This is a genomic window from Tardiphaga sp. 841_E9_N1_2 (assembly GCF_051811065.1).
Lineage (GTDB): Bacteria > Pseudomonadota > Alphaproteobacteria > Rhizobiales > Xanthobacteraceae > Tardiphaga > Tardiphaga robiniae.
Window position 1 is genome coordinate 4,332,028 of the sequence record NZ_JBPWQC010000001.1, and the last position, 15,281, is coordinate 4,347,308.

The 15,281-nt window shown below is 61.4% G+C and carries 15 protein-coding genes; 9 read left to right on the forward strand and 6 right to left on the reverse strand.

Translation table 11 applies throughout. The features are described 5' to 3' along the window. Positions 1-11 precede the first annotated feature (11 nt). Genes lpdA through AB8A50_RS20810 form a run of 3 tightly spaced genes read left to right on the forward strand, consistent with a single transcriptional unit; the run spans position 12 to position 2,905 of the window. Positions 12-1,415: a dihydrolipoyl dehydrogenase gene (lpdA, locus tag AB8A50_RS20800; RefSeq protein WP_309941714.1), complete on the forward strand. Its 1,404-nt coding sequence runs from the start codon at positions 12-14 to the stop codon at positions 1,413-1,415. Between the two features lie 38 nt (positions 1,416-1,453). Further along, positions 1,454-1,984, forward strand: a complete 531-nt coding sequence (locus AB8A50_RS20805) for a hypothetical protein (protein ID WP_089263684.1) — start codon at positions 1,454-1,456, stop codon at positions 1,982-1,984. Between the two features lie 27 nt (positions 1,985-2,011). Beyond that, positions 2,012-2,905, forward strand: a complete 894-nt coding sequence (locus AB8A50_RS20810) for an alpha/beta fold hydrolase (RefSeq protein ID WP_439080011.1) — start codon at positions 2,012-2,014, stop codon at positions 2,903-2,905. Positions 2,906-2,909: 4 nt separating this feature from the next. On the opposite strand, the gene AB8A50_RS20815 is transcribed toward AB8A50_RS20810, so the two are convergent. From AB8A50_RS20815 to AB8A50_RS20825, 3 genes are all read right to left on the reverse strand, one after another. After that, positions 2,910-3,500, reverse strand: coding sequence for a DUF4337 domain-containing protein (locus AB8A50_RS20815; protein WP_068730131.1), 591 nt, complete (start codon positions 3,498-3,500; stop codon positions 2,910-2,912). 103 nt (positions 3,501-3,603) lie between these two features. Further along, positions 3,604-4,602, reverse strand: coding sequence for a tyrosine recombinase XerC (locus AB8A50_RS20820; protein ID WP_439078780.1), 999 nt, complete (start codon positions 4,600-4,602; stop codon positions 3,604-3,606). 84 nt (positions 4,603-4,686) lie between these two features. Next, positions 4,687-5,319 carry a carboxymuconolactone decarboxylase family protein gene (locus AB8A50_RS20825; RefSeq protein ID WP_439078781.1) on the reverse strand — a complete coding sequence of 211 codons (633 nt, stop codon included), beginning with the start codon at positions 5,317-5,319 and terminating at the stop codon, positions 4,687-4,689. Positions 5,320-5,464: 145 nt separating this feature from the next. Between AB8A50_RS20825 and AB8A50_RS20830 the strand changes: the two genes are divergently transcribed. Continuing rightward, complete coding sequence (locus tag AB8A50_RS20830; protein ID WP_439078782.1) at positions 5,465-7,663, forward strand: primosomal protein N'; 2,199 nt, start codon at positions 5,465-5,467, stop codon at positions 7,661-7,663. Positions 7,664-7,853: 190 nt separating this feature from the next. Here AB8A50_RS20830 and AB8A50_RS20835 read toward each other — a convergent pair whose 3' ends face one another. Then, positions 7,854-8,345, reverse strand: coding sequence for a septal ring lytic transglycosylase RlpA family protein (locus AB8A50_RS20835; protein ID WP_175369293.1), 492 nt, complete (start codon positions 8,343-8,345; stop codon positions 7,854-7,856). Between the two features lie 694 nt (positions 8,346-9,039). Here AB8A50_RS20835 and AB8A50_RS20840 point away from each other — a divergent pair. The 5 genes from AB8A50_RS20840 (at position 9,040) to AB8A50_RS20860 (ending at position 14,218) form a co-directional block, all read left to right on the forward strand. Continuing rightward, positions 9,040-9,600, forward strand: a complete 561-nt coding sequence (locus AB8A50_RS20840; RefSeq protein ID WP_089263247.1) for a F0F1 ATP synthase subunit delta — start codon at positions 9,040-9,042, stop codon at positions 9,598-9,600. Continuing rightward, a complete protein-coding gene (gene atpA / locus AB8A50_RS20845; protein ID WP_068730144.1) occupies positions 9,600-11,135 on the forward strand; it encodes a F0F1 ATP synthase subunit alpha in 1,536 nt (511 codons plus the stop codon). Before AB8A50_RS20840 ends, atpA begins: the two co-directional genes overlap by 1 nt. Before the next feature lie 121 nt (positions 11,136-11,256). After that, the gene (locus AB8A50_RS20850) at positions 11,257-12,132 is read left to right on the forward strand and encodes a F0F1 ATP synthase subunit gamma (protein WP_068730146.1); all 876 of its coding nucleotides are present in this window, start codon (positions 11,257-11,259) and stop codon (positions 12,130-12,132) included. A gap of 76 nt (positions 12,133-12,208) precedes the next feature. After that, positions 12,209-13,651, forward strand: a complete 1,443-nt coding sequence (gene atpD, locus AB8A50_RS20855; protein ID WP_089263243.1) for a F0F1 ATP synthase subunit beta — start codon at positions 12,209-12,211, stop codon at positions 13,649-13,651. Between the two features lie 159 nt (positions 13,652-13,810). Then, entirely contained in the window at positions 13,811-14,218 is a 408-nt protein-coding gene (locus AB8A50_RS20860; RefSeq protein ID WP_093757757.1) for a F0F1 ATP synthase subunit epsilon, read from the forward strand. 43 nt (positions 14,219-14,261) lie between these two features. Here the strand turns inward: AB8A50_RS20860 and AB8A50_RS20865 are convergent, their stop codons facing one another. Both AB8A50_RS20865 and AB8A50_RS20870 read right to left on the reverse strand, forming a co-directional pair. Next, entirely contained in the window at positions 14,262-14,756 is a 495-nt protein-coding gene (locus AB8A50_RS20865) for an RNA pyrophosphohydrolase (RefSeq protein ID WP_439078783.1), read from the reverse strand. 7 nt (positions 14,757-14,763) lie between these two features. Next, positions 14,764-15,267 carry an RNA pyrophosphohydrolase gene (locus tag AB8A50_RS20870; RefSeq protein WP_068730156.1) on the reverse strand — a complete coding sequence of 168 codons (504 nt, stop codon included), beginning with the start codon at positions 15,265-15,267 and terminating at the stop codon, positions 14,764-14,766. Positions 15,268-15,281 lie beyond the last annotated feature (14 nt).

Here is a 15,281-nt window from a genome sequence, read left to right on the forward strand (position 1 = left end):
AGGACTGCATCATGGCTTCTTACGACCTCGTTGTTATCGGCACCGGACCCGGCGGTTATGTCTGCGCGATTCGCGCGGCGCAGCTCGGCATGAAGGTCGCCGTCGTCGAGAAGAACAGCACGCTGGGCGGCACCTGCCTGAACATCGGCTGCATGCCCTCGAAGGCTTTGCTCTATTCGTCAGAACTTTTTGAGGAAGCCGGCCACTCCTTCGCCAAGATGGGCATCAAGGTGTCCGCCCCGACGCTCGATCTTCCGGCGCTGATGAACTTCAAGCAGCAAGGCATCGACGGCAACGTCAAGGGTGTCGAATTCCTGATGAAGAAGAACAAGATCGACGTCGTGATGGGCACCGGCCGTGTGCTCGGCACCGGCAAGGTCGAAGTCAGCGGCGCCGACGGCAAGGCCCAGACGCTGGAGACAAAGAACATTGTCATCGCTACCGGCTCTGACGTCGCCAAGCTGAAGGGCATCGAGATCGACGAGAAGCGCATCGTGTCGTCGACCGGCGCACTGTCCCTCGACAAGGTGCCGGAGAAGATGATCGTGGTCGGCGCCGGCGTGATCGGCCTCGAACTCGGCTCGGTGTGGCGCCGCCTCGGCGCCGAAGTCACCGTCGTGGAATTCCTCGACCGTATCCTGCCCGGCATGGATGGCGAAGTCGCTAAGCAGTTCCAGCGCATGCTCGAGAAGCAGGGCATGACCTTCAAGCTCGGCGCCAAGGTCACCGGCGTCGATACGTCCGGTAAGAAACTGAAGGCGCAGATCGAGCCAGCCGCGGGCGGCGCTGCCGAGTCCATCGAAGCCGACGTGATTCTCGTGGCGATCGGCCGCGTCGCTTATACCGAAGCGCTTGGCCTCAAGGAAGCAGGTGTCGAGCTCGATGAACGCGGTCGCGTCAAGATCGACCATCACTTCTCGAGCAACGTGAAGGGCGTCTACGCTATCGGCGACGTCGTCGCGGGCCCGATGCTGGCGCACAAAGCGGAAGACGAAGGCGTTGCCTGCGCCGAGCTTCTCGCCGGCCAGGCCGGTCATGTGAACTATGACGTCATCCCGGGCGTCGTCTACACCACGCCGGAAGTCGCCGCCGTCGGCAAGACCGAGGAAGAGCTCAAGGCTGCCGGTATCGCTTACAATGTCGGCAAGTTCCCGTTCACGGCCAATGGCCGCTCCAAGGTCAACCAGACCACCGATGGTTTCGTGAAGATTCTCGCAGATGCGAAGACCGATCGCGTGCTCGGCGTACATATGATCGGCCGCGAAGTCGGCGAAATGATCCACGAGGCCTGCGTGCTGATGGAATTTGGCGGTTCCGCCGAAGATCTGGCCCGCACCTGCCATGCCCATCCGACCCGCTCCGAGGCGGTGAAGGAAGCTGCATTTGCAGTAGCCAAGCGCGCTATCCATATGTGAGTCACGGCCGGCGCGACGCCGGCTGGGAGACGAACGCCATGATGCGACGCGTGCTGCAGCCGCTATGGTTCTTCCTCGCTTTGATCTTCCTGATCGAAGCGTGGCTGTGGGATCATCTCGAACCGGTCGTCGCGCGCATCGTCGCAGCGATTCCGCTGCGCGCATTCAAGGAATGGCTGGCCGCGCGGATCGCGCGGCTGTCGCCGATGTTGACGCTGGCCGTGTTTGTTATTCCGGCGATCCTGCTATTTCCATTGAAATTGGCCGGCGCCTGGCTGCTTATGCATCAGTATTGGATCAGCGCTTTCGCGCTCATCGTGTTCAGCAAGTTTCTCGGCGTCGGCGTCGCTGCGTTCATCTTCGATGTGACACGGCCGAAGCTGTTGCAGATGAACTGGTTTCGGAAGCTCTACGAATTCGTTCTCGACATCCGCCGCCGGGCCGGCGAATTGGTCGCGCCTGTGACTGCAAGAATCAAGGCGACGATGGCGATGTTCCGCTCCAATTCATCGTCGCGTTGGATGCGGCTGGTACAGCGGCTGCGTCATCGGGCGCATTCGGCGCGGTAGATCGAACGGGAGAGCAACTTGGCTGAACTGGCACGCATCCAAACTCCCCTTCTCGATATTGCTTATGAACATAGCGGACCGGATGGTGGCTTGCCCGTTCTGCTGATGCATGGTTTTCCCTATGACATCAGAGGCTATGACGACGCGGTCGACATCATCAACGCCGCTGGCTTCCGCACCATCGTGCCCTATCTGCGTGGCTATGGGCCAACGCGGTTTCTTTCCAGCGCGACCATCCGCTCGGGGCAACAGGCTGCGCTCGGACAGGATCTGCTGGAGCTGATGGACGCGCTGCGTATCGGCAAGGCCCTGGTTGCCGGCTATGACTGGGGCGGCCGCGCGGCCTGCGTCGTCTCTGCGCTATGGCCCGAACGCGTGCACGGCCTCGTCAGTTGCACCGGCTACAACATCCAGGACCTGACGAATGCGGCGCGACCATCCGCTCCCGAGCAGGAAGCGCGACAGTGGTATCAGTATTATTTCCATACCGAACGCGGCCGCAACGGCCTGATCCAGAACCGCGACGCACTAGCCAAATTGCTCTGGAAGATGTGGTCGCCCAGCTGGGCGTTCGACGACGCCACATTCGAGCGCTCGGCCTCGGCCTTCGACAACGATGACTTCGTCGATGTGGTCGTGCACTCTTATATGCACCGTACCGGCAGCATCGCTGGCGATCCGAATTATGCTTTTCTGGAGACCCAGCTTGCGACGCAGCCGAAGATCGATGTCCCGACTATCGTTCTGCACGGCGCTGACGACGGCGTTGGACCCGTAAAGAATTCCGAGAATCACGGCCAGTATTTTACGGGCCCTTATGAGCGCCGCGTCATCGCGGGCGTTGGCCACAATGTACCGCAGGAAGCGCCCAAGGCCTTTGCCGAAGCGGTCCTGCAGCTATGCCGGACCGCTTCGGCTTAAGTCATTACATGAGATGAACCGCATGCGGCGCGAACAGGCCGATCGCGGTAAAGGCGACGCCGGCAATCGCCAGTGCACCTGATACCCAGGCCAGCGCGATCATGCCGGTGATGATCGTGGCCGACGCCAGCACGATGCCGATCTGGAATGCGGCGGAGGCCACTTCATAGTGATGATAACGCGCCATTGCGAGGTCGCGCGCGTGCTCGGCTTCCTTGGCACGGGCGGCGAGTTGTTCGGAGCCTTCGCCAGTCTCCGGCTCGGAGCGGTAACGATCCGCGGTCTTCTTCCAGTCGTCGATCTGCTTGGACAGTGCGGCCTTGGCGGCATCGTCACCCATCAGGCCGAGGCTGAGCCTGGCCTGGTCCGATGTCGCCTGAACGACGGTGCGGCGGATGCTTTTGGCCTGGAAGAACGCCCAGAGGTTGGATGCCTCGACGTTCTTGCTGATGGATTCGGTTTGCGCGCCCTTGCCGAGGGTTTCCGAGAACGCCAGAAACAGCGCGATCACGGCAATCAGCAGTGCAATATTCTTGTTCGAGCCGGACGCATGCTCGGCATGCTCCGCGTGCTCCATACTTTCGTGCGCACCCATCGTAATCCCCTCCGGTTGGTCGATGTGTCGATTTGACCGAACCGCGGCGACTTCGCAAGGGGCAGCTCATGACACTTCTACTACAGCTGGGGTTTGCCTGGCCCTACGCTCGCGGGTGTGCGGTCTTGTAGACCTCGAACAACCGCTCGGTGTCGATGCCGGTATAGATCTGTGTGGTCGACAGCGAGGCATGACCGAGCAATTCCTGGATCGCGCGCAGGTCACCACCGCGGGTCAGCAGATGGGTGGCAAAGGAATGGCGCAGCGCGTGCGGCGTGGCGCTGTCGGGCAGGCCGAGCGCGCCGCGCATCCGCTCTATGGTCAACTGGATGATCCGAGGGCTGAGCGGGCCGCCCCGCGCGCCAACAAACATCGGTCCTTCGGCAGGCAGCGGGTGCGGACACTGCGCCGCGTAGTCGGCGATGAGCTCCAGCACATTATGCAACACCGGTACCATGCGGGTCTTGTTGCCTTTGCCATTGACGATCAGTACGTCACCGGCACCGGGTGCCGGCACATCGCGGCGCGACAGACCAAGGGCTTCGGAGATACGCAAGCCCGAACCATACAGCAATGCCATGACTGCGGCGTCGCGCGCCCAGATCCACGGATCGCGATTTTCGCCCGCGCGCTCATCCGCATCGGCGAGGCGCTTGGCCGAGACCATCTGCAACGGTTTCGGCAGGCTCTTGCCGATTTTCGGCGCGCGAATCGCGGACAACGCACCGACATTGCCCTTGCCTTCGCGCTCCAGAAAACGACCGAATGACCGTAGACCGGCCAGCGCGCGCATCAGCGAGCGGCCGCCGATATCATCGCCGCGCCGCGCCGCCATGAAGGCACGGACATCGCTGGTCTCCAGCTTGGCGAAACGCGGCAGCGAGACGAGCGCGCCCCAGTGTTCGGCGAGAAATGTCAGAAACTGCCGGACGTCGCGCGCATAGGCTTCGAGCGTCTTCGGCGATAGCCGCCGCTCGGCGCGGAGATGTGACAGCCACCGCGTCATCTGCAGCGAGACGTCGGCATCCGCACAGATGAGGTCGATCGGCGCCGGCCCACCTGATTTGGCTTCGGCTGGTTTCTTGTCGGAAAGCTTGGCCATCGGGATGCCTTGCAGTTCGCGGTACGCGAACGGGCGGAGATTATCACACCCTGCTCGTTTCACTTTGGTGAACCGCCGGCATCGTCAATCCGGGAACCGCTTCAGGGGCTCCGCGACACCGGCAGGGAGGCCTGTTCGCGCTGCATTCATGGCCACGGCCAGGAAGGTGTAATAGCCATTGATCCCGAGCAGATCGATGACGCCCTGCTCGCCGAATTTGGCGACGGCCTTGTTCCAGGTCGGATCACTCACGCGTTTGGTGCGCTGGATCTCGATCGACATGTCGTAGGCGGCCTCTTCGTCCTCGGCCATGCCAACAGGACGCCGGCCATCGGCAATCGCATCGGCGATGTCGTTGCGCAGGCCGGCTTTGATCGCGATGTCATGATGCGCAACCCACTCATATTGCTGGGTCCATTCGCGTGCGGTGATCAGGATGATCATTTCGCTGAGCCGCGGCGCCAGTACGCTTTTGAACCTGAGATGATCGCCCATCGCCTTGGCGCGGAGCATCACTTCCGGGCTGCGAATTAGCGGCACGAAGGGGCCTCGGACTTCATAGCCCCGGCCGCCGGAGAACTCCTCGGCAGCTTTCTTCTGCGCGTCGGTGTATTTGTCGGCCGGGATCGGCGGCATCCGGTCCTGCGCCAGCGCGGGTATCACGACGGCGGAAAACATGACGAATGAGGCGATTGCCCCGGCGAGCCTGTGGCCCATGAAGGGTCTCCCTTTGGCTTATTGTTTTTGTTTCATTGTCGTGGCGGCCCATCGGTCATAAGACCGGGCCACACGGCCGGCACTGGTCCGGCCCGCACCGCGAGCTTAGGTTAGCGGATACCCCATTTCGAGTCTGATTCCGCCGATGGACGAAGCTGCGCGCACCAAAACATCGTCTGGCGTCGTTGACGTGCTGGTGCCGGTCGCGCTGAACCAGGCTTATTCATATCGCGTGCCTCGTGGCCTCGATCTGCAGCCCGGCGATGTCGTCAGCGTGCCACTCGGCGCCCGCGAGGTGATCGGCGTGGTCTGGGCAGAAAATGCCAATCCCGACCCCCGCCTGCACAACCGCCTGAAAGAGGTTGGCGAAAAATTCGATGTCCCCCCGCTGAAGCAGGAATTGCGCAGCCTGGTCGACTGGGTGGCGAATTACACTTTGTCCGCACGCGGCATGGTCATGAAGATGACGCTGCGGATGGGCGAGCATCTCGGCCCGGAGCGGGCGCGCATGGGCGTCCGCCTGGTCGGCGAAGTGCCCAAGCGCATGACCTCGGCACGCGCACGGCTGATCGAGATCCTGTCGGACGGCCTGCTGCATGCGAAGTCTGAGGCAGCCAAGGAGGCCGGCGTCAGCGCTGGCGTAATCGACGGCCTCGTCGACGAAGGCACGCTTGCTATTGAAGCCATGCCCCGCGCGCTGCCGCCGCCAGCGCCTGATCCCACCTTCGCCGAACCGGACTTTTCAGATGACCAGGCCGTCGCGGCCGAAGCGATGCGGACCTTCGCCGCCAAGGGAGATTTTCACGCCGCCCTGCTCGACGGTGTCACCGGCTCCGGCAAGACCGAGGTGTATTTCGAGGCGGTTGCCGAGGTGATCAAGCGCGGCGAACAGGTGCTGATCCTGATGCCCGAAATAGCGCTGACGGGGCAATTCCTCGAGCGCTTCTCAAAACGCTTCGGCGTGCGGCCGCTGGAGTGGCATTCCGAACTGACACCGCGCACCCGCGCGCGCAACTGGGCGTCGATCGCCAATGGCGAGGCCCATGTCATCGTCGGTGCGCGTTCGGCGCTGTTTCTGCCTTACGCGAAACTCGGCCTGATCATCGTCGATGAGGAACATGACCAAGCCTACAAGCAGGACGAAGGCGCGCATTACCACGCCCGCGATATGGCGGTGGTGCGCGCATCGATTGCGAAGATCCCCATCGTGCTCGCTTCTGCCACGCCATCGGTCGAGTCCGAGGTCAACGCGCGCAAGGGGCGCTATCAGCGCATCGCTCTGCCATCGCGCTTCGGCGGCCAGCACATGCCGCATATCGAAGCCATCGACCTGCGCCGCGAAGGCCCGATGCGCGGCCGCTTCATCGCGCCGCGCCTCGCCGAGAAAATCCAGATCGCCATCGAGCGCAAGGAACAGGCGCTGCTGTTCCTCAATCGCCGCGGCTATGCGCCGCTGACGTTATGCCGCGGCTGCGGACACCGGTTTGCCTGCACCATCTGCGATGCCTGGCTGGTCGATCATCGCTTTCGCCAGCGGCTTGTCTGTCACCACTGCGGTTTCTCGATGCATCGCCCGCATCAATGCCCGCATTGCCAGGCCGAAGAATCGCTGGTCGCCGTCGGCCCGGGCGTCGAGCGCTTGCAGGAGGAAGCGGCGAGCCTGTTTCCGGATGCACGCACCATGGTGCTGTCGAGCGACCTTATTACGTCGATCGATGCGATGCGCACGGAACTGGCCGAAATCGCCGAAGGCCGTGTCGATGTCATCATCGGCACGCAACTCGTGGCCAAGGGTCATAACTTCCCGCGGCTCAATCTGGTCGGCGTCATCGACGCCGATCTGGGCCTCGGTAATGGCGATCCGCGCGCCGCGGAGCGCACCTATCAGATGCTCAATCAGGTCATCGGCCGCGCCGGACGTGAACAGGGCCGCGGCGTCGGCTATCTGCAGACCCATCAGCCGGAACATCCGGTGATGAAGGCGTTGATCGCAAACGATCGCGAAGCGTTTTATGCCAGCGAGATCGAGGCGCGCGAGCGCGCGGGCTATCCGCCCTTCGGACGGCTGGCGAGCCTGATCATCTCAGGCGGCGACCGGCCAACCACGGAGGGCTACGCGCGCAAGCTCGCCGCCGTGGCGCCGATCGACGAGCGCATCATGGTGCTCGGCCCCGCCGAAGCACCGCTCGCCGTGATCAAAGGTCGCTATCGCTTCCGACTGCTGGTGAAGTCGGCGCGCAATGTCGACCTGTCGCACTATCTCCGCGACTGGCTGGCGCACGGCCCAAAGCCTACAGGCAACCTAAAGCTCGAAGTCGATGTCGATCCGCAGAGCTTTCTTTGAGCTTCGTCATTCCGGAAGGCTCACTCTTGTGAGCGAACCTGGAATGACGGTGTGAATTGACAACGCAAAAACAGAAAAAGCCTGCTGTCTTTTGATGACAGCAGGCTCTTTTACTCAACGCTTACTCTACTCAATACACACACAACGCTACTGAACTTGGAAGATCAGGGACGCGACGCGTTTGTCTTGCTTACATGACTTCCGCAACGACGCGGCCGACGCCACGCCCAGTCAAACCGATCGCGCTCGCTGCGCCTTTCGACAGGTCGAGTACGCGGCCACGGATGAATGGTCCGCGATCATTGACGGTGACGACAACGCTGCGACCGCCATGGGTCACGCGCAGCTTGGTGCCGAACGGCAGCGAACGATGCGCGGCGGTCATCGCATTCTGATTGAAGCGCTGACCCGACGCGGTGCGGCTGCCGGACTCATTGCCGTAATAGGACGCAACGCCAGAGAAGCTGCGGCCGCCGGTGGTCGGCGCGATCGACGCATTGGCATCGAACAGCGACGGCGAAGCCTTGGCGACGTGATGGTGCTTGTGGTGATGGCGATGGTGGCGGGATTTGGCCGAAGCCTCAGAAACCGTTCCCCCGAGAACAAGAGCGGCAGTCATGACAGCGATTGCCGTACGCGGCCGGGCGATAGCGCCCAGCGTCGATTTTCCGTAACGCAGCATAAGTTGTTGTCCCTCAGACAGTATTGCCACAAATGTGGCAAGTGGACCCCCGTCCCAATTTCATTGGCTGAGCGTTTGACGACGTAATGAGGCGTAAAATAGGCAACGCAATCGTTCCATGACCAGATGAAATATCTTGTGATGGAACAGAACATGCCTAATGAGCCGTTTTAATGAATTTTTAACTATTAAATATACTGCATATTACATAATTATACTGAATAGCTAAGTGATCGCCGTGCATGGATAGCATTCGGTAAGTAAATGTTAAGCAGTCCGAAACGGTGACATGAAACGCGCACGCCGCGCTGCCCGCCGCGATTTCAATTGCCGACTCACGGCACTCGACGTTGCGTGATTCAAAAGAATCGGCACCGTGTACCGTCATGCGGAATAAGAAATTCCGCCTCGGAGATGGACGATGAAACACTCCGTCAGCGACTCGATTGGCGCGTCACATCTCCCTGAAATGATTCTTTGCGAGGGCCTGCGACAAGGCATCATCAAACGCTTTCGTCGCGTTGCACCAGCGCGCGGGCTATGTTAGCAAAGCCGCGATTTGAACGGGTCACGACATTTTGTTGTGACCTAAAAATCGAAGTCCCGCTTGAATTCCAAGGACTTGGATCGCTAGGCGCCACATTCAGGCGATAGTTATTCCCTTGCGAGTTTGACAGCCTGAAGAGCGCAATTCGTGGCAACACAAGATCCGTCGGTTTCGGGAATGTCCGGTCGTTATGCAACGGCTCTGTTTGAGCTGGCGCGTGACGAAAAGTCCGTCGATGCGGTGAAGGCCGATCTCGACAAATTCGCAGCGATGCTGGCCGACAGCGCCGACTTGGCGCGACTGGTTCGCAGCCCGGTGTTCTCTGCCGAGATTCAGGGCAAGGCCCTCGCTTCGGTTCTGGAGAAAGCCGGAATTACCGGCATCACCGCCAACTTCCTCAAGGTCCTCACCGCCAACCGCCGCCTGTTCGCCATTGGTGACGTGGCGCGCGGCTTCAATGCGCTGGTCGCCAAGTTTAAGGGCGAAGCTACGGCTGACGTCACCGTCGCCGAGCCGCTCAGTGACAAGAATCTCGACGCTCTCAAGACCGCGCTGAAGTCAGTGACGGGCAAGGACGTCGCGCTCAACGTGAAAGTCGATCCGTCCATCATCGGCGGGCTTGTCGTCAAGCTCGGCAGCCGCATGGTGGACAGCTCGCTTCGCACCAAACTCAACTCGATCAAGCACTCGATGAAAGAGGCAGGCTGATGGACATCCGCGCCGCAGAAATTTCCGCGATCCTCAAAGACCAGATCAAGAATTTCGGCCAGGAAGCTGAAGTTTCCGAAGTTGGACAGGTGTTGTCCGTCGGCGACGGCATTGCCCGCGTCTACGGCCTCGACAATGTTCAGGCTGGTGAAATGGTCGAATTCGAGAACGGCACGCGCGGTATGGCGCTGAACCTCGAAACCGACAACGTCGGCGTCGTTATTTTCGGCGCTGACCGCGAAATTAAGGAAGGCCAGACTGTTAAGCGCACCCGTTCGATCGTGGACGCGCCGGTTGGCAAGGGTCTCCTCGGCCGCGTGGTCGACGCGCTCGGCAATCCGATCGATGGCAAGGGTCCGATCCAGGCCGACAAGCGTATGCGCGTCGACGTCAAGGCACCGGGCATCATTCCGCGCAAGTCGGTCAACGAGCCGATGGCAACCGGCCTGAAGTCGGTCGACGCTTTGATCCCGGTCGGCCGTGGCCAGCGCGAGCTGATCATCGGTGACCGTCAGACCGGCAAGACCGCAATCGCGCTCGACACCATTCTTAACCAGAAGTCGCTGAACGTTGCTGGCGCTCCCGAGAGCCAGAAGCTGTACTGCGTGTACGTCGCCGTTGGTCAGAAGCGTTCGACCGTCGCCCAATTCGTGAAGGTGCTCGAAGAGCAGGGCGCGATGGAATACTCCGTCGTCGTCGCCGCGACCGCTTCAGATCCGGCTCCGATGCAGTACATCGCGCCGTTCACCGGCTGCACGATCGGCGAATTCTTCCGCGACAACGGCATGCACGCCGTCATCATCTATGACGATCTTTCGAAGCAGGCCGTTGCTTACCGCCAGATGTCGCTGCTGCTGCGCCGTCCGCCAGGCCGCGAAGCCTATCCGGGCGACGTGTTCTATCTTCACTCGCGTCTGCTCGAACGCGCTGCGAAGCTCAATGATTCCCAGGGCAATGGTTCGCTGACGGCGCTGCCGGTCATCGAAACCCAGGCCAACGACGTGTCCGCCTACATTCCGACCAACGTGATTTCGATCACCGACGGTCAGATCTTCCTTGAAACCGACCTGTTCTTCCAGGGCATCCGTCCTGCCGTGAACGTCGGTCTGTCCGTGTCGCGCGTCGGCTCCGCCGCGCAGACCAAGGCGATGAAGAAGGTCGCCGGCAAGATCAAGGGTGAGCTCGCGCAGTACCGCGAAATGGCGGCCTTTGCGCAGTTCGGCTCGGACCTCGACGCGTCGACCCAGCGCCTGCTGAACCGCGGCGCGCGTCTGACCGAACTCCTGAAGCAGCCGCAGTTCTCGCCGCTGAAGATGGAAGAGCAGGTTTGCGTGATCTGGGCCGGCACCAACGGCTATCTCGACACTCTGCCGATCGCCAAGGTTCGGGGCTTCGAAGACGGTCTTCTGTCGCTGCTGCGCGGCAAGAACGTTGAGATCCTCAACGCGATCCGCGACAGCCGCGATCTCAAGGATGACGTCGCCGCCCAGCTCAAGGCCGTCGTCGAAGGCTTCGCGAAGACCTACGCTGCTTAATACTGTCAATGAATGGCCGGCTCCCGCCGGCCATTCGCGTTGATGTCCGGCACGAGGTCGGGCGTTTCGAACGAGAGGTTCGCGATCGGCCAAACGGCCAGATCGCCGGGGTGGACTGAGAATGGCCTCACTTAAAGACATGCGCGTCCGCATCGCCTCGACCAAGGCGACGCAGAAGATCACCAAGGCGATGCAGATGGTCGCAGCGTCGAAGCTGCGTCGTGCGCAGACCGCTGCCGAAGCTGCACGTCCTTACGCCGAGAAGATGGATACCGTGATCGCCAGCATTGCCGGCGCTACAACGGCAGGCTCCGGCCCGGCGCTGCTCGTCGGCACCGGCAAGGATCAAGTTCATCTGCTGCTGGTCTGCACCGGCGAGCGTGGCCTGTGCGGTGCTTTCAATTCCTCGATCGTCCGTCTGGCGCGCGAACGCGCACTGGCGCTGATGAACCAGGGCAAGACGGTCAAATTCTTCTGCGTTGGTCGCAAGGGCTACGAGCAACTGCGCCGTAATTTCGACAAGCAGATCGTCGGTCATCTCGAATTGCGTTCGGTGCGTCAGCTTGGCTTCGTCAATGCCAACGACATCGCCAAGAAGGTTCTCGAACTCTTCAATACTGGCGAATTCGACGTCTGCACGCTGTTCTATTCGCGCTTCAAGTCGGTGATCGCGCAAATCCCGACTGCCCAGCAGATCATTCCTTTGGTGGTCGAGGCGCCTAAGGCCGATGCCGGCCCAACGCCGAGCTACGACTACGAGCCCGCCGAGGATGAGATCCTCGACGGCCTGCTGCCGCGCAATCTTGCGGTGCAGATCTTCCGCGCTCTGCTGGAGAACAACGCTTCGTTCTACGGCGCGCAGATGAGCTCGATGGACAACGCTACGCGCAACGCCGGCGACATGATCCGCAAGCAGACATTGATCTACAACCGCACCCGCCAGGCGATGATTACGAAGGAGCTGATCGAAATCATCTCCGGCGCCGAGGCGATCTAACAACAACCTTCCGGCCTCATGGGCCGCCGTTCAAGTTTCGGACTTCCGAGTCCTTGAAGTTTATGGAGAAGTTTTCATGGCCGCATCCGCCAACCAGACCGGACGTATCACCCAGGTCATCGGCGCCGTCGTCGACGTGCAGTTCGAAGGCTACCTGCCCGCAATTCTGAACGCGATCGAAACCAAGAACGGTGGCAACCGCCTGGTTCTCGAAGTCGCCCAGCATCTCGGCGAATCGACCGTCCGCACCATCGCGATGGACACCACTGAAGGTCTGGTCCGCGGTCAGGAAGTCACCGACACTGGCTCGCCGATCCAGGTTCCAGTTGGCGTCGGCACCCTTGGCCGTATCATGAACGTGATCGGCGAGCCGATCGATGAAGGCGGTCCGATCGCTTCGGAAGGCAACCGCGCTATCCATCAGGAAGCGCCGATGTATACCGAGCAGTCCACCGAGGCTGAAATTCTCGTCACCGGCATCAAGGTCGTCGATCTGCTTGCGCCTTACGCCAAGGGCGGCAAGATCGGCCTGTTCGGCGGCGCCGGCGTCGGCAAGACGGTTCTCATTCAGGAACTGATCAACAACGTCGCGAAGGCGCACGGCGGCAACTCGGTGTTCGCCGGCGTCGGCGAGCGTACCCGCGAAGGTAACGATCTCTATCACGAGTTCATCGAGTCCAAGGTGAACGCCGATCCGCACAATCCGGATCCGGCCGTGAAGTCGAAGTGCGCTCTCGTGTTCGGCCAGATGAACGAGCCTCCGGGCGCCCGCATGCGCGTTGCTCTGTCCGGTCTGACCGTCGCCGAGCACTTCCGCGATCAGGGCCAGGACGTGCTGTTCTTTATCGACAATATCTTCCGCTTCACCCAGGCAGGTTCGGAAGTGTCGGCGCTGCTCGGCCGCATTCCTTCGGCGGTGGGTTACCAGCCAACTCTCGCGACCGACATGGGCGCGCTGCAGGAGCGTATCACCACCACGCATAAGGGCTCGATCACCTCGGTGCAGGCCATCTACGTTCCGGCCGACGACTTGACCGATCCGGCGCCCGCGACCTCGTTCGCCCATTTGGACGCGACGACCGTGCTCAACCGTGCGATTTCGGAAAAGGGCATCTACCCCGCAGTGGATCCGCTCGACTCCACCTCGCGCATGCTGTCCCCGCTGATCGTCGGCCAGGAGCACTACGAGACCGCGCGTATGGTTCAGCAGGTGCTGCAGAAGTACAAGTCGCTGCAGGACATCATCGCCATTCTCGGCATGGACGAACTGTCGGAAGAGGACAAGCTGGCCGTGGCCCGCGCCCGCAAGATCGAGCGCTTCCTGTCGCAGCCGTTCTTCGTCGCTGAAATCTTCACGGGTTCGCCGGGCAAGTTCGTCGAGCTCGCCGACACCATCAAGGGTTTCCGCGCGATCTGCGAAGGCAAGTACGATCATCTGCCGGAAGCCGCCTTCTACATGGTCGGTGCGATCGAAGAAGCCGTCGAGAAGGGCAAGAAGCTGGCTGCTGAAGCGGCATAAAGTTCTTACCCTCCCCCCGCGCGAAGCAAAGCTTCGCTAGGCGGGGAGGGTCGGCGCATTTGCGCCGGGGTGAGTGTGCCACAAGCGCCTTCGCCCTTGGTTACCCCCCTCCCCAACCCTCCCCCGCAAGGGGGGAGGGAGCAGTCAGCGGATAACGACATGGCCACGTTCCACTTCGATCTCGTCTCACCGGAAAAGCTCGCTTTCACAGGCGAAGTCGAGCAAGTCGATATCCCGGGCGCTGAGGGTGATGTCGGCGTGATGGCCGGCCACGCACCTGTGGTGATTGCGTTGCGTCCGGGCATCATGACTGTCACCAACGGTGGCAAGCATGAGAAGATCATTGTGCTCGGCGGCCTTGCCGAAGTCTCGGACAAGGGCTTGACGGTTCTTGCTGACGTCGCGACGTCGATCGCCGAGCTGGACCGCGAAGCTTTCGCCAAGGACATCGCCGAGATGGAAGAGAAGCTGGCCGAGAAGGAAGGCTCCGCTCTGGACCGCGCCATCGAGCGCCTCGACCACTTCAAGGTCATCCAGCAGCACATCACCTCAACGGCGATGCACTAAGCGCTATAGCCCGGGTAGCGCTTCGTTTCGTCAGGGCTTGGCTTCAGACAAATTTCGCGAAACTCTCGGCCACGGCGCGATAGACCTCCCGCCGGAACGGCACCACGAGATCCGCGACGCGATCCAGCCGCTCCCAACGCCAGGCGTCGAATTCAGGCGGTTGACCGTTGCGCGGCGTGAGCGGATCGACTTCGGCATCATCCCCGGTGAATTTCAGTGCAAACCACTTCTGCCGTTGCCCGCGGAACTGCGCAAAGCGATGGCTGGGGTTCTCGAACGGGATGAAGTCGTAGGTCATCCAGCCGGTCTCGCCGAGATAGTCGGCATGGCTGACGCCAGTCTCTTCCCATAATTCGCGCATCACGGCGACGCGAGGATCTTCGTCGGGATCGATACCACCCTGAGGCATCTGCCATTCCAGGCCCGGCAGGATGATCTCTGGCCCGTCATCCTTGAAACGGCGGCCGATCAGAACTTTGCCGTCGGCATTGAACAGTGCGACGCCCACATTGGGGCGATAGGGCCGGTTGTCCGTCATTCCAGTACTAGCCGTCCGCCAGACCGGCAAATTCCTTCACCACCCGCTCATAGACGGGGCGCTTGAACGGCACGATCAGCTCCGGAAGGTTCTTCATCGGCTCCCAGCGCCAATTGATGAACTCGGCCTTGTGGCCACCCGGGGGATGCGTGACGTTGATTTCCTTGTCATCGCCGGTGAAGCGTACGGCGAACCATTTCTGCCGCTGGCCGCGATAGCGACCCTTCCAGGCCCGCCCGGCCACCGTGCGGGGAATGTCGTAGATCAACCAGTCCGGCACTTCGCCGAGCTTCTCGACCGATTGGACACTGGTTTCTTCATAGAGCTCGCGCTTGGCTGCCTCCCAGGTGTCCTCACCGGGATCGACGCCGCCCTGCGGCATCTGCCAGACATGCATGTCATCGACGTGCTCGATACCGCCGGCACGTCGACCGATAAAGACGAGCCCTTGCGGGTTGATCAGCATCATTCCGACACAAGTTCGATAGGGCAGGTCTTCGTAGCGCGCCATTCCGTCAATGCCTC